Source organism: Cerasicoccus frondis, from assembly GCA_031296915.1.
Classification (GTDB): domain Bacteria; phylum Verrucomicrobiota; class Verrucomicrobiia; order Opitutales; family Cerasicoccaceae; genus Cerasicoccus; species Cerasicoccus frondis.
Genome location: JAVDPC010000008.1, coordinates 161,024 through 182,446 on the forward strand (window position 1 = coordinate 161,024; position 21,423 = coordinate 182,446).

Consider the following 21,423-nt stretch of genomic DNA (forward strand, 5'->3'; position numbering starts at 1 on the left):
CTGCGGTTGGGGATCGCAATTACGTTAGCGTCGCTTTGCCATGCACCAGGTGCATTGAGTCGATGCACTCAAGGCGTCAACTGACCACATCCTGGCTTCGACCTCAGTGTGGGACCGGCGTCCCGCCTGTGTATTCAGTCAGTTGGAAATCAGGACACAGGCGTCCCGCCTGTGCTACTTAACTCCCAACTCCCCTGAACCTTACACACCTTACTCACCCTACGAACTTTACCCACTCTCCGCAGCCTACTTCTGGATGCGCATCAACTCTTTGCGGTAGTGACGCGGTGTCGTTTCCTTGAGTCTGCGAAAGCATTTGTGAAAGTAGCTTGAGCTTTCGAAGCCACAATCGAGCGCAATTTCGAGAACTGAAAGGCGTGTTGTGGCGAGCAACAGGCAGGCGCGCTGGATGCGCTCTCTGGTCAGCCATTCCGTGGGCGACATGCCTAGATAACTCTGGAAGCAACGGGCGACATGTTCGCGGGATCTGCCCATTAATTGGTTTAGTAGAGGAAGTCCTTCGGTTAGCACTTCGCTGTCGGCTGCCTTGGAGAGGCCGCGAGCCATCCAGTCCGGCATATCGGGCTGCTGTGGCGCGTTACTATGCTTTTGGTGCAGCAGTCTGGAAATGCTCAAAATTAGCCAAGATGCGCTTGGGCGATCACGTTCATTCGCCACGGCGGAAACCAGAGAGGTGAATTCCTTAACCTGATTATTGTCAAGAGCTTCACTTCTAATCGGTTTGCCTGATTCCCAATGGGCCGGGGCAAAGTTTGACAAAGCGTATGACGCTTCAAAAGTCGCTTTTTCGAATGCTAGATTCAGAAAAACCAAATTTTTATGACCATTGATTGCGTGCTGATGCTCGGGACGAACGAAATACAGGGCGTGCCGTTTTAAGTCTGAGATTTCAGTGGGCGTGATTTGCTGACCATTGCCTTCCAGGACCAAGAAACATTCGTAAAAATCATGCCGATGCATCGAGGGCGTGTGCATACGCTTGAGCTCAATAGTGGCGACATGCAGGCATTCGCTTTTTTGGCAAATTTGACGCCAAAGTATTGTTTTCATGATATCACAATAGAGCGTAAATATGCTAATGGAAAGGACGATTGTTTTGAGCAAATATGCTATGCTCTAGGCTATGATTACCACCTCACAACCACGCCTCACCCCCGAAGAAGTTGAACACTACCAGACGGAGGGCTACGTCATCCCGAAGGTCAAAGTATTTTCGGATGAAAAGTTTGCCGCACTGTCGGATTACTTCGATGAGAAACTGGCAGCTTGGCCCAAGGACGAGCGTCCAGAGCAGATGGACACGCCGCATTTCGCTGACCCCAAATTGAACGAATGGGCCTTGGCGCCAGTAGTCGTTGATTTGGTTGAGCCGTTGCTCGGGCCGGATATCATTCTCTTTTCTACTCACTTTATCTGTAAGCCACAAGGGGATGGACGCCGTGTGCCGTGGCACGAGGACAGCGCTTATTGGCGTCGTATGTTGAACCCCATGGAAGTCGCAACGGTCTGGTTGGCCATTGACCCATCCACGACCAAGAACGGTTGCATGTATGTGATCCCGCAAACGCACAATACAGGCCAGAAGGGTTTCTCTGACTATGAAGGAGTCGATATCAATACGAGTGTATTTGACTCGGAAATTGTTAAGCGACATCGGAAGGATGAGCTGGCCGTGCCTTGTGAATTGGATCGCAATCAGTGCTCGCTGCATGACGCGCGGACTCAGCATGGCAGCCCGCCCAATACTTCTGATATGCGCCGTTGTGGCTGGACGTTGCGTTTCATACCTGCCGCGACGAAGCTAAGCGAAGATTATCATGATCGCCACTTGATGTATTTGGCGCGTGGGAAAAATGTGCTCAACCAGCCGTTGGCCGATCCAACAAAGAGCTATGCGCACATAAATGATCTGCGTCGAAAGCTCGGTGTGAAGGCGCACTGATGAAGCTGATTTTCACCAAGTCGAAGTGGGAAATGTGGGACGACCCGTTAGAGACCTTTCTCCAGCGGGCGAAAGCGGATGGTTTTGATGCAGTGGAGTTCTATCTGCCGGCGCAACCGGAGTCGGCGATAGAGATCACACAGCGAGTGGCGGATCATGGCTTGAAGCTTGTTGCTCAAATCACCACGGAAGGGGCCACGGTTGCAGAGCATGTGGCGACGTTGCGCGAGCGCTTTGCTTTTGCCGTTGAGACCAGACCGCTCTTCGTCAACAGCCATACCGGGTCTGACGTGTTTTGCTTCGAGGAGAATTGTGACATATTGCGCGAGGCCTGTCGATTGGCGGAGGAGGCGGGCCTCTGGTTGACACATGAGACCCACCGTGGCCGACCAACGAGTAGTGGACCACAAACCAGGCAATTCCTTGAGGCGATTCCGGAGCTAAGGCTCAATGCGGATTTTTCACATTGGTTTTGCGTGCACGAGAGCGACTTGAGTAATCAGCAGGCTAATGTCGAGCTGGCGATTCAGCGCTCATTGCACATTCATGCCCGCGTTGGATTTGCGGAAGGGCCACAGGTTCCAGATCCGCTCGCGCCGGAATACAGGGAGTGGACGGAGCGACACACTGCGCTGTGGATGCGCATTATCGAAGCCCGCCAAACTGCCAATGCGCCATACCTTACCATCACTCCAGAATTCGGGCCGCCTCCCTATATGCCCGTTGAGCCATTCACTGGTCGCCCACTCGCAGATGCCTGGGAAGTGAATGTAAAGTTTAAGGATTATTTAAAATCTGTGCTTCTTCCCAATGAAAACCCTGTCGGAGCTTTCGCCTGAGTATTGGCTATCTTCATCAAGTCTGTTTGCGCGCGCCATCGAGCAAGCCTGCGCGATAACGGACGCGTATCGTGAGCTTGCCAATGCGCCTGCTGCGAAGCGGGAGGCTGCGGTGCTGAAAGTTCAGTTTTCGGCGATGTTTCAGCCGATTCAAGCGGGCGACGAATTTGCAGGGCGCGTGTACTATCCGCTGGTTGGCTTGAGCCCTGAGCCTGTTGACTTAGGATACTACTGCGTGTTTTCCGCTCTTGAAGAAGGGGCGCGCCTTTACCCGGAGAACAGAATCAGCGCTCAAACAATAATCGATTTTTGGCGGGACAAAACCACAACTGGCAAAGTGCGATTAGCTTTCCCGGGTTGGGTTGCTGCGCGTTTGACTTCGGATGCTTGGACGGAGGAGAGTGGGGCGGCGTTTCCACTGTATCGCATGGCGGGCTCGTGTCTGGATTATCCTAAGCTCCTGCGAGGGGGGCTCGCTGCATTGGAGGATGAATTGCGGCGAACCCAGTTTGATTATGTTGTCCCATTGATCCAGGCGACCATCGATCGCTATCAACATGAGTCGCCTTCGGCTGAAATCGCTAGCAGTTTACGGGCGATCCGACATGAGCCACCGCAGACTTTTAGGCAAGCAATACAGCTCTTTTGGCTATATGCACTACATTCTGGAACTTGGAATTACGGCCGGCTGGATGTGGCGCTGGGGCCGTTTCTGAAAGCTGACTTGGATGGGGGGCGTATTACGTGGGAAGACGCGCTCCAGATGGCCTGCGCACTATGGCGCCTGATGCATTGTTATGACAACATGTATGATAACCGACTCATTGTCGGTGGGCGTGGGCGAGACGACGTCGAAGCCGCTGACCTGTTTGCGCTTCTAGCGATAGAGGCGACGCGCAAAGTGCGACTTAACCAGCCGCAGCTATCGTTGCGTTTCGATCAACGGCAGAACCGCGAGCTTTGGGATCGGGCAATGGATGCGATAGGTGAAGGCTGCACGTTTCCCATGCTCTACAATGACGCCGTAAATGTCCCAGCTGTGATGCGCGCGTTTGGCGTTGATGAGCGAATGGCCGAGCAGTATACGCCTTACGGCTGCGGCGAGTATGTGCTCAATCACTGCAGCGAGGGTTCGCCCAATGGCGTGATCAATTTGCTCAAGGTATTGGAGCTTTGCTTACACGAAGGAGTTGACCGCAATACCGGCCAGTGTGTTGTGCCGGGTCTGCCTCGCGTTGATGACATTGAGGATATTGATGCACTGTGGGACGTTTATCAGTTCGCTGTTGATTACTATGTCGAGGCCTTGGCTTGCCAGCAGAAGATTGAATACGACGTAATGGCGGCTGACGCTCCGCTCGGATTTATCAGTGCGCTTACTTCAGATTGCGTTGCTCGCGACTGCTCGGCATTTGGCCAGGGGTCGCGCTACCTCGGTGGCTGCCTGGAGACCTATGGCAACACGAATACCGCAGATAGCTTGCACGTGATTAATGAGCTCGTGTTCAAGCAGCAGCGTTACACACTTCAAGCAATCGTGGACGCCATGGACGCCAACTTTGATGGCCATGCAGAGATGCTAAAGGCATGTCAGCAGGTGAGCAGATATGGCAATGACGAAGGGCTGGCCGATGCTATGGCTCAGCGTGTTCATGAGCATGTATGTAGGGCTGCCATGGATCACGGTCGCGCGGTTGGCTTGGACAGTTATTTGGTCGTCGTGATTAACAATTGGGCCAATACCGTGCTGGGTTGGAAAACTTGCGCTAGCGCAGACGGTCGTTTGTCCGGACAGCCAATGGCGAATGCAAACAACCCATCGCCGGGGGCGGATGTTAATGGTGTGACGGCTTTCCTGAATTCGCTCATCAAGCTCGATCCGTCGCTGCATGCAGGCTCGGTCCAGAATATGAAGTTTTCCAAAGAGTGGTTTGGTGAAATGCGTCCGAAGCTTGATGCGCTCTTGCAGGTGTATTTCGCCCGTGGCGGTTCACAGGCGATGATTACGGTTGTTTCACGCTCGGACATGGAGGACGCCATGAGGGAGCCGGAAAAGTGGGGGCACTTGATGGTGCGCGTTGGCGGATTCAGCATACGCTTCATTGACCTGCCTCGGCCAGGCCAGTTGGAGGTTCTTTCTCGCACACTAAACTAAAGTCGATGAATGCAGTGGAGGCCAGCGACTCATGCGGTGTTGTGTTTGATATACAACGCGCATCGCTGCATGATGGGCCGGGGTTGAGGACGACCGTGTTCCTCAAGGGCTGTCCGTTGCGTTGCGCTTGGTGCCACAACCCAGAGTCTCAGCAAAGAGCGCCACAGATGGGGCAGTCGGGGAAGGTCTATGGCTGTTGGATGTCAGTGGAAGAAGTAATGGCGGTCGTTCGAGCGGATCGTGCGTTTTACGAAAGTTCAGGCGGCGGGCTGACGATTTCTGGTGGCGAGCCGACGGTTCAGTTCGAGTTCTGTCTGGCGCTCTTAGCTACCGCGAAAGCCGACGGCATTCACACCTGTCTGGATACCTGTGGGCAGGTGTCACCGAAGCGATTAAGCCAACTCCTGCCTTGGGTTGATTTATTTCACTACGACCTCAAACATTTTGACCCTCATGAGCACCAGCGTTGGACGGGCGTTGATGGGAAACTAATTCTGCAAAACTTGCGGATGCTGATTGAGGCGGGCGCTCGCATCCATCTACGCTGTCCCATCGTGCCGGGAGTTAACGACAATCAGGACCACGAGGCGTTTCTTCAAGAGTGGGAGTCTCGGGAAGAAATCGAGTTTTTGGAGCGCTTGAATTATCATTCAATTGGCAATGCCAAGTATGAGGATTTGGCGATGGAGCCATTTGCTCCGTGAGCGTTTCAAAGTCTGTATTTTAATGGCGGTTGTGCTTCATTTCAGCAGTGAAGTGCTAAAGAGAAAGCAAATAAATACAGAGTGCATTCAACAACGCTTACTGTGCACCTGGTGCTTGGGAATGTTCGTCAAATTGATTGCTTTCGGATTACACTCAGAGCAAGCATGTGAGCGCTTCCTGCATCGTTCTTCGTATTCAGATTGTCGATGAAGGCAGCTTAAATTTCCCCCCTGTTTTACCCACGATATTTAATATCCGTGAGATGATCATTAGTGACCTTATAAGATTATTATAAGTATCACTTGGTTTGTCTTATTGGATTGCCACCCCGAAGACGCGTGTGTCTTCAAAGAACTAACCCCCAATCGCAATGAAGCACTTGTACTTACGAAAGAGAACCTCCCTGTTGCCGACGCTGTTGTGTATTTCCAGCAGTCTGTTGGCAGTCGATTTCGTCATCGATAATCTCGATACTGCGGATGTCTCCACAACTGGCAGTTGGTCGAACTCCGGATCAACTCCTGGCTACTACGCCCAGAATTATGCACATGACAATAATTCTGGTAAGGGCCAAAAAACGTTTACCTTCACGCCGGATATTCCGTTTGCAGGAGATTATGAGATATCCCTCCGGTGGACATCTTTTACGAATCGCGCTAGCAATGTTCCCGTTACCGTGACGCATGCTGGCGGAGCCGATACTTTCATCATTGATCAAACAGTCGCCGGGGGGCAGTGGGTTCCTTTAGGAACGTATTCATTCAACGCTGGTCAGGCTGGTAGCGTTTTGATCGAAAACACTGGGACAAATGGGTATGTGGTCGCTGACGCCATACGTGTTTCCTCGGCAGTTGCGGCGCCCGCCGGGCTTGTCGCGAAGTGGACTCTGGATGAAGATGCAGGTCTCGTCGCCTTTGATTCTGCTGGCATGCACGACGCGATGCTTTACGGCGATGCCGTATGGGCGCCCCGTGGCAAGCAGTTTGGCGCAATTGAGCTGGATGGCGACAACGACTGGTTGGATGCGCTCGATAGTGAGGATTTCGACGGCGGCGAAGTCACTCTCTCATGCTGGTTCAGTCCGCGGGTTCTTGATGGGCAGCCGCGTGGCATCCTGTCCAAACGCCATAGCTACTCGCAGCAACGCGCGTTCAGCATATTCCTTTGGCAAAACAACGAGCTGATCATCGACATTGGCGCCGAGCGTTTTGCAACGGGCTATGTGGTCACTGATCTCAATACCTGGCGACACTTGAGCGTGGTCTTCGATGGCGCGTTGAGTCAGAGTCGCTTGAAGCTCTACATTGATGGGGCGCTGGAATACGAGGGCCAGCCGAACGCGACTGAGGTTCCTGACACCACTGCGAACTTTCACATCGGCACGCTGAATGCCAACTACGGTGTCGCATTCGATGGTTACATCGATGATGTGCGTTTCTATGCTGACTCGCTGGATGCTTCGGAGATTGCCAGCATATTCACCGAGACTTCGGCTCATACCAAGATACGCCTCGACGCCAACATGATTATCGATGAGACGGGAGCCACGAACATGGAAACGTTGGTCGATGAGCAAGCGCTGGTTGGTGATCCCGTGAATGACTTACCGAACGCCACTGCGCCTTCATCCACTTATGATCAAGTTGCCCAGTGGTATTTCCCGCTGCACGCGACGATCGATCTCGGCGCAGAATACGACATCAGCTACATTGCGTTTTACGATAGTAATAATTCTGGTGAGATTAAGATTTCCTCCGGCGATCCTTTCAACTGGACGGAGCTCATTACGGACAACCTTACGTCGTATCAGCAGTGGAAGATCTATCCAGTCGACCTCACGACGCGTTACCTGCGCTACAGTGATTTTGTTGGCGTTTCCACCCCTGAAATTGTGATTTACGGCACGCCACATGGAACCGTTGAGAAGGTCCCCGAGCCTGTGTCTTACAGCCCGCCCCCATTCGAAAAATTCCTGGGTGTGAATATCCACGGATGGGACCCACTGCACCGTCTGGAGGCATTTGGCTTTGTGCGTCAGTTTCGTGACTGGGAGTACTGCGAAGGGCACAATGACTATGCGAACTACCCGGGGTATCCGAACAATGAAAACGCGTTTGCGCCGGCGTATACGGGTGCGAACTACGACAAAATGTATGCCAACTACCAAACCGTTGGCTTGGACATGGTGATGACAATTCAAGATTCCGTGAGGTGGTTGAATGCGACACCAGGAGCAGTGAAACCCATACCGGATGGTTCAGGACGCGACCCCATCGCTGCTGCTTCGTACATTGAGCACGCTGACCACATGTTCCAGACTGTCGCACGCTACGGTGGCCAAGCGGTTGACGACAGCCTGTTGAAATTGCGTTCAGACAATGCGCGTCTCTCGGGTTTGGATTACGTCCGTTACTACGAAAACTGGAATGAGCAAAACCAGTGGTGGAAGTATCGCGAGCATTACTTCACCCCTTACGAATACGCCGCGATGTCCAGCGCGGATGCAGACGGTCACCAAGGAACGATGGGCAACCATGTAGGGGTTTGGAACGCCGACCCGAATGCGCTCCATGTCATGGGTGGCATTATCAAACTGGACCTTAATTACATTAAAGCAATGAAGTTTTGGTGCGACCACAATCGCGCTGATGGAGAACTTCCCTGGGATGTGATTAATCTCCACATTTACAGTAATGACCGCGACGGCCAACAGCACGTCAACGCGCAAGGGATCAGCCCAGAGGAAGACAACCTCGCTGAAAAGCTGCGTGTCTTCCGCGACTATTGCGACCGCTACATGCCGGGCGTTGAGCTTTGGGTATCGGAGTTCGGTTACGACACCGCTCAAACCTCGCCCCAGCATGCGCCGATTATCGGAAGCTTCTCTGCCCAGGAAGTGCAGGCGCAGTGGAATGTCCGCGCCTTTCTAGCGATGGCGGCTGGTGGTGTGGATCGCGCTCAGATCTACTGCCTCTCCGATGTCAACTCGGCCTCGACCGGGCTCTATGGAACGACAGGGTTAACTTCAGATCGTTGGTCTGGCTTCGTGCCGAAGGTCTCCTGGTGGTATCTCTATACTTTGAAGAACCGCTTGAAGGGTCTGTACTTCGAAGCCGATCAGGATTCCGGCAACGCAGATGTCCGCATCTATCGTTTTAAGGACATCAATGGCGTCACGAAGGCTTACGTGGTTTGGTGCCCAACTACCGAACAGGTTGAGGTCAACGGTTACTCCCTCGCATTGCAAGGCGCGCCGAATACCGCACAGCTGGTTGAGCTTGAGGAGGGCGATCCCGATGGCGTGAAAACGCAGCTCGCGATCAACAGCGGCAACGTGACCGTGGACGTCAGCGAGCGCCCGGTTCTGGTCATGATCGACTACGATGCGCCCGAGTTTGAAATGACTCAAAAGCTAACGCTCACACCTGCCATGGTGACCAATGAAACCGGCCTGGGTGACGCCACCTTGATGGTCGACGAGCAATCCCTTGCAGGCGATCCGCGCGAAGCTGAAGCGACTCAACCAATCACTGGCTGGTCGCCGGGCAGCAGCGCCGCAAGCGCCTACATCGATCTGGGCCAAGTCTATAGCATCGACCGCATCTATCTCTACGATACGCAAAACACCGGCAGACTCACCATTGAGGTCGGTTCACCGGGCAACTGGGCTACCTTGACTGAGTCCGATATGTCTGCCTACAACTCATGGAGCGAGTTCGTGTATGATGTCGACATCACCCAATCGCGGTATCTGCGCATTACCCGCATCGGAGGCGCTAACTTCAGCGAAATCGTTGTTTACGGTAAATAAGCGATGCCAATGCTAACCTTATAAAGAAGCTGATGGCGGAGTCTTTCTCGGTGGAGACTCCGCCATCAAGTTTTCTATCCTAAACTAAGAATAGTTACATTGACCGGCTTTCTCTCAGATCAACTGGGCGATTCCAAAACTCGTGCTGTTTGGCCTGTGGTCGCTGATGATAAATGCTGTTTTTCTAATTTTTTTCTGGTCACCTTAACGTTTAACTATAACGTTTTACTTGTTTGGTTTCAAAGTTTGCAACGACCTACCTAAAACCAAAACGCAAACCTCAATGCAGAGAGTCCCGGCTTACCATTCCCTAGGCCTCGGAGTCTGAATGCACGCGTGTCATTTCTGAATTATGAAACATACCTATCTCTTATCGCTTGTCGCCAGTTGCTTGGGCTGTATCTCACTGAGTGCGGCGACTCCCTTGAACCCGAATCTTCGACTCATCCAAGAGATTGATGTTTCGCAAGCCCCGGAATCGGCGGAAGCATTCAGGGAATACCCGCAAGACATTAGTGAAGTGGTCACCATCCTGGGAGAGCCCGTTCGCACGCTGCCCAACGACAAGCCGGGAGTGAAATACTTTGGCTACCTGATCGGGGAGGGGAAAGGCCTGAAGGCTAATGGCAACTACATACTGGAGGTTGTTTACCCGGAAGATGCGCCGCGCTCCGCTGTTGTTCTCAATCGCGGAAATGGCACAATGCGAGGGTTTTACACCGGTAACACAGTAGGGGACGCCATGTATCCGCGGTATGTTTACCAGAGCCCCGAATCGTTGGAGATCCCGCTTTCTGAAAAGTTTGAGACAGTGCAAATGCTCATGCGCCTGCAGGACAGAACGTCTGTGACTGGGGGCATTCGCAAAGCAGAGGTTCCCAATGTCGATGACACCAAGCGCACCTTGACGCCTGAAGATGGATTCTGGGTTTACATTGCTCAATATGAGCCCGAGCAGGACCCGCTGTCGCAAGGCGCAGCTGTCTCAAAAATCCGCTTGTATGAGGCGCCTGATTTCGAAGATTTCGATTTAAAAATCAACTATCCTCCGAGTGATTTGCCTCGTCGGCATTTGTTCTTTCGCGAGGAAATGGCGGATGGCGTTATCACTGGCCCACGCGAAGAGTGGGGCTGGGTAGACGAGAAGGACTATTATCGTGGCAAAGCTGAGCTGATGCGCTTTTTGGGCATGAACACCATGGCCAAAGATCTTCTGGAGTTCGGCGCTAACCAGGGCTGGGATTCCGCAAAATATGGTGGCGACGAGTGGGTCTATCAAAATAAATCACCCAATCGGTGGGATGGCGTTCTCGAAATCGCTGATCAATACGACCTCAGTGTCTTGCCGTACTATGAGTATTCAGGCAGCAAAGGCATCAAAGGCCTCGGCTTTGAGCGCCGGGCCGAGCCGCTCAATGGCGATACTTACACGCATATTAAATTCACGGAAACCGCGCGGGCTGACCTAACCGATCCGGATACCTTTGAGGACTTCCGTAGAATGCTGGAGCTCACCATTGTCGATCAGAAGGATAAGGCGGAAATTATCGGAGCCTGGTTGCGGCCGCGATCCAGCCAATTGCCCATCAGCTTCGCTGACTCGACACGTAAGCGCTTTGCCGAAGAGACTGGTCGCAGCGAGGTGACAAGGGCCGAGCTCAACAAGCGTGGCGAGACATACGACGCTTACATTGATTGGTGGTACGACAAGCGTGAGGAGTTCTTGTTGAAGCTGCGGGATTATCTGCGCAGCGAGGGCGTCAAGGATGCCGAAATTTTCTACACGGCGGACCCGACTGAGCCTGGCTGGATTCATCCAGAGGGGGGCGTTGCTGGCCTGGTTGCTGAAGACCCCTCAGCCTGGGAGGGCGTCGACCTGAAAAAGCCGCCCGTGCCATTGCAAGAAACCATTGACGACCATTGGTCCTATCGGGCGCTGACCAATGCGCGTATGACATGGGGCAAGTGGGAGCACGAACACGCCAAGCCAATTTACGATCCAGAGCGCTATCAGGACACAGAGGGAGTTTACCCAACCTATTCGTTCAACCGTCTGTCATCGGTTTCTGACCCCATGGCCCTTGAAGCCTTTGAAACGGAATCCGGAATGGTGATGATACGTCACTATGGTCTCAACGAAGATATGCTACGTGTGCCCAATGGCAAGGATGGCAAGGATCTGGACCCATTGGGATATTACGCTGGAGACATGGAGCGCGTGGGCCCGTACATTGTCTTACCGGAAGTCAACGCAATGGCCAATGGCAACCCCACCGCGATTGGCTATTTGACGTCGAATAATTTCAACCGTTTGTCTCCCGCCTACGTGCGTCGGTTCAATGCCGCCTACCTGGCCTTGCCTGCGCTGCCTTCGGAGCTGGTCAAGGGCGCTGCTTCAAACGATCAGGTCGTCGTGCGTCGGATCGATGCAGGCAAGCATGGCGCGTATTATGCAGTGGTAAACCCCGGGTATGCTGCGGTAGGGGAGGTTACCATCAATCTGCCGGACCAGGGGCATGTCACGAATGCGGCGACTGGTGAGGCAATACAGCAATCCTCCACTGGCGGCATCCGTTTGAATTTGGATGCCTGTCACATGGTTGCCCTGAGAGTGGACTGAATAATCAGAACACACATTAGGACGCTGGCTTGAGACTGATCCCGTGGATTCCCAGCGGAAAACGAAGCTTGAGTAATGGGGGACGCCTATGGTTGGATTATTTTTAATCCTCTCCATGAAACGTATTCGGTATGCCCAAGAAGCAATCGCCCCTTAGCTCAACTGGTCGCCCAACCATCTTGCAACTTGCCAAGTTGACGGGTTTTTCGCAAGGGGCTGTTTCGCGGGCCATTAACGGGCAAGGCGGGATTAGCGATCCTACCCGGGAGCGTATTCTCAAGGCCGCTCGCGAAATTGGCTATGTCGCCAATCCGTCAGCGCGTAACTTTAAGCGTGGCTACACCAAGCGCATCGGCATGCTCTTGCCAGACTTGGCCAACGCGAATTATTCTGAGCTTTACGAGAATCTGGATTTAGTCGCATCGGATGATGACTACTCCTCACTGCTTGCCTTGACGCATCATTGTGGCGAACGGGAGCGAAATCTCCTGCTAAAGCTGTCAGCAGGCGAGGTGGACGGGTTGATTGTTAATCCGGTTCAGCAATTCGAAAACCTGGATACCTACCGCAAGATTAAGTCCTGGAAATTTCCGTTGGTATTTCTCTATCGCGGATATGAGGATGAGTTTGACAGCTTAGGCGTGGACTACGCCACCAGCTTGCGCAAGGCAGTCGGCTATTTGCGAGATGTGGGGCACCGCAGGGTGGCCTATGCTGGGCCCAACTCCTCCGCCAAGGAGCCTGTTGGTAAATTGCTATCGTTGATGGAGATACTTGACGAGTTGGGCATGGAGTATGACCGTGAGCTCTCAGTCCTTGAGGTGCAGGCTGATCTCGCTGGGCCAGAGGCATTTGAGAAATGGGTTAGTCGAGGGAAGCGGCCTACCGCGGTCGTGGCTTTCAATGACCAAACAGCGATTTCAATTCATACGGAGGCGAGGCGTTTAGGGCTAACTATCCCTCGTGATTTGTCCATTTTGGGGAGCGACGATATTAGCTCGGCAGAGCCGCTTGAAATTTCGACATTGAGAGTAGATCGAGCAGCAATGGCCAAGGCCGCCTTCAAATTACTCGAAAATCGCATCAAGCATTTTGAGTCGCCAATCAGGCAGCAAAGCTTGAGCTCGGAGTTCATCCTGCGCAGTTCGATGGGGCCTTGTCAGAAGTCTTAAGAGGGCTTCTCAAACTCAAGTTTGCTTCGTTGGAGTTGGTTTCGTGGCTTTTGCCAGAGCGGGGGGCGGATACCCTGCGGTTTGCATGCTCTGCTGTTTGTCGGAACCTTCATTTGCGTGCATAAGTCGTTGATGACCAGCGCGGATTATTAGTGAGAGCTACTCACTAACAAAATGCTCGTGCGTTCACTTTTTGTTTGTCGCAACGCACGAATTGATTAGTGTCTTATTGATCACTCAAGTCGGGCTCCATGCATTCGAACAACCGGGCGCCCGCCTCGCCGTAGCCCAGGCGTCCCGCATTGGCCGTAGCACAGGCGTCCCGCCTGTGTTGTTTCGGTTAGATGGAGTAGGGCACAGGCGGGACGCCTATGCTACGGCCAATGCACCTCCCCAAAACCTTACCCACCTTACTCACCCTACAAACCTTACCCACCCCCCCATTCCATGCACCACACTCCCCTCAATTTCGCCTTTGCCGCAATGCGGCAAACTCTGGATCCAACGGCACGTTGGTGAGGTATCCCAGTCGACGCCATGCGGGGCCATTCGGGCCGCGTGCATTGCGTGACGGGTAAACGGGCTCATTCGCAGGCTGACTTGGTGACAGCAACCAGTCCGCGACGCCCAGCTTTTTGTCCGACCCACTCTCTGCACGACGCTCTATGCCAGCCTGGTCAGCGCCGCGTCGACGTGTGAGCAACGGAGTTTATCCGTCGCTCCAGCCGGCGGCCCCTGAGCCGCCTGCGCCCCACCTGCGCCTCGTCCCGGCGAGCGGGCGGGTAGGGCAGTGTTCTTTGATAAACAATTCAGGCGGATTTACCCCCCCCCCGGCGCGCAAAAACGCACGGTTGAAGCCTTGGGACGCAAATGAATTGTCTCTGGGTTGGAGTTCCGCCTTTAGGCGGCCATGCTGCCCACCTTACTGGCATGACCGCCTAAAGGCGGAACCCCAACCTTGAGCAACCGAGCATAGTCTGTATAGAACTTAGCTGACACCACACTAGAGATAACATGAAGTTCAATCGTCCCGCTTTGCGCTGAATTCATTTTCACTCCCGCCTGGGCAGACAATTCAAACGAAAATTGCTTTAGTTTTCGCGAATCGTTTTGGTTGTGTGGCCTGGCTTTGCGATTGGGGCAATGGCTTTGACTGTGTCTCTCTTGATGGGGTAAGATCCATTATGTCATTGGCTTACGGATTTTTGTAGAAGTTCCTTTGTCGATGTTGAAATGCGATCTCAGGCGCGAAGGATCGCAGTTCTTTTGTTGTGAATAAAATCCGATTTTTCTTGCCAGCACATGCCTCCCGCCGCATCCCTTGGCCCCTTACATGAAACTCACCTTCGACAACAAGATTGCTCTGGTGACGGGCGCAGGCCGAGGAATCGGCCGAGCCATCGCCGAAAGCCTCGCGGCCGAAGGCGTCCACGTCATCTGTGTTAGCCGTAGCGAAAGCTCTTGCGGCGCCGCAGCGGAAGCCATTCGCGCCAACGGCGGCAAGGCGGAAGCGCTCGCGGTAGACGTTGGCGACTCCGCCGCTGTTTCTGCTGCCTGCGAAAAGCTCCTCAAGGAACACGAGAACATCGACATCCTCGTGAACAACGCCGGCATCACCAAGGACATGCTGCTCCTGCGCATGACCGATGAAGACTGGCTGGACGTCATCAACACCAACCTGTCCTCCTGCTTCTACTGGACCAAGGGGCTGCTGCGCCCGATGACCCGTAAGCGCTGGGGCCGCATCATTAACATTTCATCCGTGGTTGGCATTATTGGCAACCCCGGCCAAACCAACTACGGCGCCGCCAAGGCGGGCATGATCGGCTTTACCAAGTCCACCGCCCGCGAAGTTGCTTCACGCAGCATCACTTGCAACGTCGTAGCGCCTGGCTTTATTGAGACAGACATGACGGCTGATCTCAATGACACCATCAAAACCGAAGCCACTAAGATCATCCCGCTCAAGCGTTTTGGTCAAGTGGCTGATATCTCAAACATGGTCACTTATCTCGCCAGCGAAGAAGCCGGTTATGTCACCGGACAAACTTTTTCGGTTGACGGCGGCATGGCGATGTAAACAACTTTCCCTTTTAATCCATACACCTCCCGAAACATGTCGGACAAAAGCATCGAAGAACGCGTAAAAGAAATCATTGTTAACCAGCTCAACGTAAACGAAGAGCAGGTAACCCCCGAAGCATCCTTCCTGGATGATCTCGGCGCCGACTCGCTTGACTTGGTCGAGCTTGTCATGGCTTTTGAAGAAGAATTCAAGGATGAGATTCAGGGCGAAATTCCTGAGTCGGATTCTGAGAAGCTGCAAACCGTCGGAGACGTTGTCAGCTACATCAAGGAAAAGTCCGCCAGCTAATTTTTCTGAAAAGGGGCGGCGTTTAAGTTAAGCGCCGCCCCTTCATTATATACCTACATGAGTGACCCAAGCTCCAAGCCGAAGGTTGTTGTCACTGGCATCGGCGTAGTCCATGCCCTCGGCAACACGAAAGATGAGTTCTGGTCCAGCATCATTGCTGGCAAGAGCGGCATTGATAAAGTGAGCGCGTTTGACGCCTCAGTCTACACCTGCCACATTGGCGCGGAGGTGAAGGGTTTTGAAGCGGCGCCGTATTTCAACGATCCCAAAGACGCCCGTCGCAACGACCGCTATGTCCACTACGCCATCGGCGCGGGCAAGCAGGCAGTCGCTGACGCCAAGCTCGATATGGAGCAGGAAGACCCTTACAAGGTCGGTGTGCTCATTGGCTCGGGTATCGGTGGTTTGGAAACCGTTCAGGAGCAAGCTTGGAAGCTTAAGGAATCGGGACCCCGCCGCGTGTCTCCGTTCATGATCCCCTCCCTGATCGCCAATATGGCGTCCGGGGTTATGGCCATTGAAATCAAGGCCAAGGGACCGAATTTCGCTGTTGTGAGTGCGTGCTCCACGGCAACCCATGCCTTGGGCGAAGCCGCCCACATGATCATGCGCGGCGATGCCGACGTAATGATCGCAGGTGGCAGTGAGGCCGCCATTACACACGTTGGCTATGCGGGCTTCTGCCAGATGAAGGCAATGAGCACCAGCTACAACGAGACTCCCGAAAAGGCATCCCGCCCCTTCGATATGGGCCGCGATGGCTTCGTGATGGGGGAGGGCGCTGGCGTGCTCGTTCTCGAGTCTGAGGAGCATGCGAAGGCCCGTGGCGCCAAGATTTATTGTGAGCTGTCGGGCTATTCGGCGACTTGTGACGCCTACCACATCACCAGCCCCGACGTAGAAGGAGAGGGGCTCGCCATGGCGCTCAACCGTGCGCTTAAAATGGCGAATATGGAGCCCGAGCAAGTCGGCTACATCAACGCCCACGGCACCTCCACGCCCTATAACGACAAATTTGAAACCCTGGCCATCAAGAAGGTCTTCGGTGAGCATGCTTACAAGCTGCCAGTCAGCAGCACCAAGGGCATGACTGGCCACCTCCTCGGCGCAGCGGGCGGCATCGAAGCCGCAATCATCGCCAAGGTCATCGAGACGGGCATCATCCCGCCGACGATCAATTACGAAACCCCCGACCCGGATTGTGACCTCGACTACGTGCCCAACGTGGCCCGTGAAGGTCAGCAAGTCGATGTCGCCATGAGCAACAACCTCGGGTTTGGCGGACACAATGCGACGATTATTTTTAATCGACTGACTTAAGCCGAATTGGATTCAGTTGATAAGCCATGCGCATGATTCTCATTAATCGCTGTTGCCATGGAACAAATTTTTCCCATAGTGATCGCACTAATGGGCACGCAATGCCCTGAATGCATGACTCTATATTCAACTCCGCGACCTGCTCAACGCATGGGCGCGTCTAAACATTTCTGATTCTAAGGCTTTTATGTTCAAGTATATACCGTTTGATCGCGTGGAATGGATTACCTTCGTTTTCCTATTCGGCACGCTGTTTACTTCGCTCACTGTTGTCCCGTGGTATCTGTTTACCCACGGTATGGATTGGTTTCAATTCGGCCTCTTTTTCTTTTATTGCTGTGCGACGGGCATCAGCATCACCCTCGGCTATCACCGACTTTTTTCCCATATTTCCTTCAAGGCAAAGTGGCCAGTGCGTCTTTTTGTGACGCTCTTTGGCGCCGCCGCTTTTGAGAATTCGGTCTTCGACTGGTGCAGCGACCACCGCCGCCACCACAAGCATGTCGACCACGACGACGACCCTTACAACATCAACAACGGCTTCTTCTACGCTCACATGGGTTGGTTGCTTTTCAAGCTGAAGCCAGAACCGCCTCAGGACAACATCAACGACCTGCGCAAAGACCCGATGCTCGTTTGGCAGCACAAGTATGTGCACCTCATCGCCATGTTCATGAGCTTCGTTTTGCCAGCCGCAATTGGCTACCTCTACAACGGTGGTCAGGGCGCGATGGCTGCATTCCTCTACGCTGGCGTGCTCCGCGTGGTGGTGGTTCAGCATGCGACGTTCTTCATCAACTCCGCCTGCCACTGCGTTGGCAATCAGCCTTATTCCACGAAGCACAGCGCACGTGACAGCTGGCTCATGGCCATCTTCACTTTCGGTGAGGGCTACCACAATTACCACCACGAGTTCCAGCACGACTACCGCAACGGCGTGAAGCCCTGGCAGTGGGATCCTACCAAGTGGACCATTTGGGCGCTTTCCAAGGTCGGTATGACTTCCAACTTGCGCACGGTTTCCGATGCGAAGATCCTGCTGGCCGAGCTGACCGAAGCCCGTCGGCGCATTCAAAATGGTCTTGAGCCTTACCAGCTTAGCCCACAACTGCGTGAGCAAGTGACCCACGGCGTGCAACTGACCCTTGATCGCCTGCACGAAGCGCAGGAAGAGCTAGCGACACGTTACTACCAGGTGGAAAAGAGCGTTCGTGATCGTGTCGAGCTTTCTAAGAGCAAGGTTAGCCAATGGCGTCGTGAGCTCAAGGATACCTTGGAGCACTTGGATAAATTGCCAGGGCTGCATCCCATGGCCGTTTAAGCTCAGCCAAATATCTTTTTCAAAGCCCGTCCATTGTGACGGGCTTTTTGCATGATCCTCGCTGAGCAATTGGGTGTTGCTACATTTTCATCCCTAGGTTCTGTTCGGACAGGTGGAGCCCGGTGTCCCTACCGGGCTCCACCTTTTGAAATAGCTTTTTTCATTTTCGAACACACCTTAGGTAGTGTTTTCGTATTAAAGCTTTTGATGGCGGCATGGATTTTTTCCAATCAGCGAGGCATCTGAGGTTGAATAGGCTGGAAGCCTTTCGACCGAAAGATAACGAAGCTGATGGGAAAAAGCCATCCGGGGCCTGAACGAGTAAAAATGAAAGGTCGCAGCGTTAGCTTTTCACTCACGCACTTGCAGTGCGCTTCGTTCAAGCCGCCTTGTGCTGCATTCATTTTTACTCGTTCCATCAACAGTTTTTATTTGAAAACACTGCCTGAAGATTTACCGGCCAAATTAAGCGTATTTTGATAGTGCTGAACGGATTGCTTTGATCGCCTCGCTGGCATTTTCTTCAGAGAATCGAAATATCGGCCAAGCGACAGCAATCATTGGCTCGGTTTGGGTGTTGTTGAATCCGGGGTGCGCTATGGCGATCATGCCTTGAACCGATTCTTCGCGGTTCCAGGCAATCCCGGTTTTCCGAATGTTGGCAAGTTCTTCCTTCAGTTGCTCGTTGTCTAGTTGCTGCTCCAAGTCTGGTCGGCGGCTTAGCGCGAGCTTACCCAGAGCATTGACCCGAATGTTATGCCTTGTTTGCGGGGCAGGAGCGACGCGAATCACGTGGTCTGATTCGATGTAGTCAATATGGACTATGCCATTACCCTCATGCAGACCTAGTAGCACCAGTTCGCCAGTTGCAGCCGCGACGTCCTTGAGTACTGGACGGTAGCGCGTAATGTAATGATGACAGCGCTCACGCAAGACCCAGGAATGAAAGTTCTCCGTAGTTTTCCAGTTGCGGTCATCCTGAGCAATAAGCCCGTACAATTGCAAACTGTTGATAAGGCGAAGCACGTTTGAGCGCGGCAAGCTCAGGGCTTCGATTAGCTCAGGCGTGGTCATGCCGGTTTCGCGCCCTGATATCAAATTCAGGGCATCCAGGCCTTTGATCAGTGTGGCGGAAATATGCTTCGCGCCCTTATCGACTGTCCGACTATCGGTCATTAATGACGACTATGCGGGCTTGTCGGAGTGTCAAGCCAGTCAAATGATGGAAAAAACTTCAGAAGATGATTTGGAAAAACGATACGGAACTCTTCCAGCTTGTTCGTCAGGAACTTTACACTGCGGTAGTTGGTGACGTGATGGATTTAATGGGGCGTTGTGACCAATTCTTGTCGCCCCGGATTCAGCCGTTGCGTGATGACATGGTAGTTGTGGGGCGCGCTATGCCGGTGCTTGAAGCCGATGATGAAGGCGGGGAGGGCCCAGGTCGAAAGAATGAGCTGCTCAACAAGCCATTTGGTTTGATGCTGAGCGCGCTAGACGACTTGCAACAGGACGAGGTATACATCTGCTCTGGATCATCTCCAAACTATGCGCTGTGGGGCGAATTGATGAGCACAGCAGCAATGAATCGTGGCGCCGCAGGCGCGGTGGTCGATGGCTGGTCGCGCGATACGCGAGGCATTCTGAGCCTTAATTTCCCTTGTTTCTCCTACGGTCGCTATGCGCAGGATCAGCGTCCGCGGGGCAAAGTCCTCGATTTCCGCTGCCGCATTCGCTTGGGCGCAGTCGAAGTTAATCCGGGTGATGTCGTTTTGGGTGATTTGGACGGCGTGTGCATCGTGCCAAAAGAAATTGAGAAGGACGTTTTTGCGCAGGCGCTCGAAAAGGCGCGGGGCGAAAAGGCCGTCTTTAATGCGATCAAGGGTGGCATGGGGGCACAGGAAGCCTGGGATCGATTTGGCATATTCTAAGTCAGCGCCTTGGACCAATTTCTATTTTCAATTATCTCACATGAAAATTACTGAAGTAAAAGTCTGGCTCGTCGAGGGTGTAAAATACAACTGGACGATGCTCAAGGTTTATACTGACACCGGTCATACTGGTGTTGGTGAAGCAACGAATTGGCCTGGATCACCGATTGTCGAAGCTGCCGCGAAGCATGTTGGAGAGCGTGTAATCGGCATGGACCCACGTCGGGTGGACTTTATCTGGAGCAAGCTCTATCGTGACTTGAATTGGATTGGGCCTTTTGGCGCCAGCATGTGCGCCATCAGCGGCATCGACATGGCTTTGCTGGACCTGAAGGGCAAACTCTTGAGTGTGCCCTGTTATGAGCTCTTGGGAGGCGCTTACCAGAAGTCGCTCCGATTATACGCTAACTACTGGTTCGCGAAGGGCGGGCACAACGCGGCTGACTATGCGGAGCAGGCCAGGAAGGTAAAGCAATCCGGCTTTAAGGGGCTGAAATTCGACCCGTTTGCTCACACGAATTATTTCTATGGCGAAGATCTCTCGACGAATCTCGAGCTCTCGCATGCACAACAGAATTTGGCGTTCGAGGTGACGAAGGCAGTCCGCGAGGCAGTTGGACCGGAGTTCGATATGATGATTGAAACTCATGCGTTGATGAATACCCAGACTGCGCTGAGCATGGCAGAGCGGCTCGCGCCACTTGGCGTGACGTGGTATGAGGAACCGGCTGGGCCTGAAAATGTCAATACCCTCAAGGCAATTCGCCAGCGCTTACATTCTTCGGTGCCGATGTGCGTCGGTGAGCGCCACTACACGCGCCACGGTTTTCGTCCAGTGCTTGAGCAACACTTGTGTGATGTGATTATGCCGGACATTACTCGCTGTGGCGGCCCGTCCGAAATGAAGCGTATTGCAACGATGGCCGAAGCTTACGGCGTGCCGATCGCGCCACACAATCCGAATGGTCCGTTGAGCACGCTGGCCAGCGCTCACGTCTGCGCCAGCATCCCTAATTTCTTTCGATGTGAGTTTATGTATAACGATGTGCCATGGCGCGATCAGGTCATTTCACACCCGCTGGATGTGCGCGACGGGCACTTGCACTTAAGCGAACGCCCGGGGCTTGGCGTTGATTTGATCGAAGAGGAATTGGAGAAACATCCTGGCATTCGTGGATTCCAGGAACGCGAAAATTTCTATGTTTAGTAAGC

The 21,423-nt window shown here is 53.4% G+C and carries 16 protein-coding genes; 13 read left to right on the plus strand and 3 right to left on the minus strand.

What is annotated here, in order from left to right; genetic code table 11:
• Positions 1-246: 246 nt before the first annotated feature.
• Positions 247-1,125 carry a helix-turn-helix transcriptional regulator gene (locus RBB63_RS08840; protein ID WP_309383230.1) on the minus strand — a complete coding sequence of 293 codons (879 nt, stop codon included), beginning with the start codon at positions 1,123-1,125 and terminating at the stop codon, positions 247-249.
• Positions 1,126-1,144: 19 nt separating this feature from the next.
• On the opposite strand from RBB63_RS08840, the gene RBB63_RS08845 reads away from it, so the two are divergent.
• From RBB63_RS08845 to RBB63_RS08875, 7 genes are all read left to right on the plus strand, one after another.
• A complete protein-coding gene (locus RBB63_RS08845; protein WP_309383232.1) occupies positions 1,145-1,963 on the plus strand; it encodes a phytanoyl-CoA dioxygenase family protein in 819 nt (272 codons plus the stop codon).
• Positions 1,963-2,802: a sugar phosphate isomerase/epimerase family protein gene (locus tag RBB63_RS08850; RefSeq protein WP_309383234.1), complete on the plus strand. Its 840-nt coding sequence runs from the start codon at positions 1,963-1,965 to the stop codon at positions 2,800-2,802. The genes RBB63_RS08845 and RBB63_RS08850 overlap by 1 nt, the downstream gene beginning before the upstream one ends.
• Positions 2,774-4,957: a pyruvate formate lyase family protein gene (locus RBB63_RS08855; protein ID WP_309383235.1), complete on the plus strand. Its 2,184-nt coding sequence runs from the start codon at positions 2,774-2,776 to the stop codon at positions 4,955-4,957. Before RBB63_RS08850 ends, RBB63_RS08855 begins: the two co-directional genes overlap by 29 nt.
• 5 nt (positions 4,958-4,962) lie before the next feature.
• A complete protein-coding gene (locus tag RBB63_RS08860; RefSeq protein WP_309383237.1) occupies positions 4,963-5,661 on the plus strand; it encodes a radical SAM protein in 699 nt (232 codons plus the stop codon).
• A gap of 371 nt (positions 5,662-6,032) precedes the next feature.
• Complete coding sequence (locus RBB63_RS08865; protein ID WP_309383239.1) at positions 6,033-9,473, plus strand: golvesin C-terminal-like domain-containing protein; 3,441 nt, start codon at positions 6,033-6,035, stop codon at positions 9,471-9,473.
• Between the two features lie 352 nt (positions 9,474-9,825).
• Positions 9,826-12,093, plus strand: coding sequence for a hypothetical protein (locus RBB63_RS08870; RefSeq protein WP_309383241.1), 2,268 nt, complete (start codon positions 9,826-9,828; stop codon positions 12,091-12,093).
• Positions 12,094-12,224: 131 nt separating this feature from the next.
• Entirely contained in the window at positions 12,225-13,265 is a 1,041-nt protein-coding gene (locus tag RBB63_RS08875) for a LacI family DNA-binding transcriptional regulator (RefSeq protein ID WP_309383243.1), read from the plus strand.
• Positions 13,266-13,728: 463 nt separating this feature from the next.
• Here the strand turns inward: RBB63_RS08875 and RBB63_RS08880 are convergent, their stop codons facing one another.
• On the minus strand, positions 13,729-13,968 hold the full coding sequence (locus RBB63_RS08880) for a hypothetical protein (RefSeq protein ID WP_309383245.1): 240 nt from the start codon (positions 13,966-13,968) through the stop codon (positions 13,729-13,731).
• 630 nt (positions 13,969-14,598) lie between these two features.
• Here RBB63_RS08880 and fabG point away from each other — a divergent pair.
• The 4 genes from fabG (at position 14,599) to RBB63_RS08900 (ending at position 18,280) form a co-directional block, all read left to right on the plus strand.
• On the plus strand, positions 14,599-15,345 hold the full coding sequence (gene fabG / locus RBB63_RS08885; protein ID WP_309383247.1) for a 3-oxoacyl-ACP reductase FabG: 747 nt from the start codon (positions 14,599-14,601) through the stop codon (positions 15,343-15,345).
• Between the two features lie 36 nt (positions 15,346-15,381).
• Positions 15,382-15,639 (plus strand): acyl carrier protein, encoded by a 258-nt coding sequence (locus RBB63_RS08890; RefSeq protein WP_309383249.1) that lies wholly within the window; start codon positions 15,382-15,384, stop codon positions 15,637-15,639.
• Between the two features lie 57 nt (positions 15,640-15,696).
• Positions 15,697-16,959, plus strand: coding sequence for a beta-ketoacyl-ACP synthase II (gene fabF / locus RBB63_RS08895; RefSeq protein WP_309383251.1), 1,263 nt, complete (start codon positions 15,697-15,699; stop codon positions 16,957-16,959).
• A gap of 187 nt (positions 16,960-17,146) precedes the next feature.
• A complete protein-coding gene (locus RBB63_RS08900) occupies positions 17,147-18,280 on the plus strand; it encodes an acyl-CoA desaturase (protein WP_309383253.1) in 1,134 nt (377 codons plus the stop codon).
• Positions 18,281-18,745: 465 nt separating this feature from the next.
• Here the strand turns inward: RBB63_RS08900 and RBB63_RS08905 are convergent, their stop codons facing one another.
• A complete protein-coding gene (locus tag RBB63_RS08905) occupies positions 18,746-19,456 on the minus strand; it encodes an IclR family transcriptional regulator (protein ID WP_309383255.1) in 711 nt (236 codons plus the stop codon).
• A 65-nt stretch (positions 19,457-19,521) separates the two neighbouring features.
• Between RBB63_RS08905 and RBB63_RS08910 the strand changes: the two genes are divergently transcribed.
• Both RBB63_RS08910 and RBB63_RS08915 read left to right on the plus strand, forming a co-directional pair.
• Positions 19,522-20,211 carry an RraA family protein gene (locus tag RBB63_RS08910; protein ID WP_309383257.1) on the plus strand — a complete coding sequence of 230 codons (690 nt, stop codon included), beginning with the start codon at positions 19,522-19,524 and terminating at the stop codon, positions 20,209-20,211.
• Positions 20,212-20,251: 40 nt separating this feature from the next.
• Positions 20,252-21,418, plus strand: a complete 1,167-nt coding sequence (locus RBB63_RS08915; RefSeq protein ID WP_309383262.1) for a mandelate racemase/muconate lactonizing enzyme family protein — start codon at positions 20,252-20,254, stop codon at positions 21,416-21,418.
• Positions 21,419-21,423: the final 5 nt, after the last annotated feature.

Coding starts and splice junctions, on each gene's coding strand:
- RBB63_RS08845 (WP_309383232.1), top strand. CDS start 1,145: ATGATTACCACCTCACAACCACGCCTCACCCCCGAAGAAGTTGAACAC.
- RBB63_RS08850 (WP_309383234.1), top strand. CDS start 1,963: ATGAAGCTGATTTTCACCAAGTCGAAGTGGGAAATGTGGGACGACCCG.
- RBB63_RS08855 (WP_309383235.1), top strand. CDS start 2,774: ATGAAAACCCTGTCGGAGCTTTCGCCTGAGTATTGGCTATCTTCATCA.
- RBB63_RS08860 (WP_309383237.1), top strand. CDS start 4,963: ATGAATGCAGTGGAGGCCAGCGACTCATGCGGTGTTGTGTTTGATATA.
- RBB63_RS08865 (WP_309383239.1), top strand. CDS start 6,033: ATGAAGCACTTGTACTTACGAAAGAGAACCTCCCTGTTGCCGACGCTG.
- RBB63_RS08870 (WP_309383241.1), top strand. CDS start 9,826: ATGAAACATACCTATCTCTTATCGCTTGTCGCCAGTTGCTTGGGCTGT.
- RBB63_RS08875 (WP_309383243.1), top strand. CDS start 12,225: ATGCCCAAGAAGCAATCGCCCCTTAGCTCAACTGGTCGCCCAACCATC.
- fabG (WP_309383247.1), top strand. CDS start 14,599: ATGAAACTCACCTTCGACAACAAGATTGCTCTGGTGACGGGCGCAGGC.
- RBB63_RS08890 (WP_309383249.1), top strand. CDS start 15,382: ATGTCGGACAAAAGCATCGAAGAACGCGTAAAAGAAATCATTGTTAAC.
- fabF (WP_309383251.1), top strand. CDS start 15,697: ATGAGTGACCCAAGCTCCAAGCCGAAGGTTGTTGTCACTGGCATCGGC.
- RBB63_RS08900 (WP_309383253.1), top strand. CDS start 17,147: ATGTTCAAGTATATACCGTTTGATCGCGTGGAATGGATTACCTTCGTT.
- RBB63_RS08905 (WP_309383255.1), bottom strand. CDS start 19,456: ATGACCGATAGTCGGACAGTCGATAAGGGCGCGAAGCATATTTCCGCC.
- RBB63_RS08910 (WP_309383257.1), top strand. CDS start 19,522: ATGATTTGGAAAAACGATACGGAACTCTTCCAGCTTGTTCGTCAGGAA.
- RBB63_RS08915 (WP_309383262.1), top strand. CDS start 20,252: ATGAAAATTACTGAAGTAAAAGTCTGGCTCGTCGAGGGTGTAAAATAC.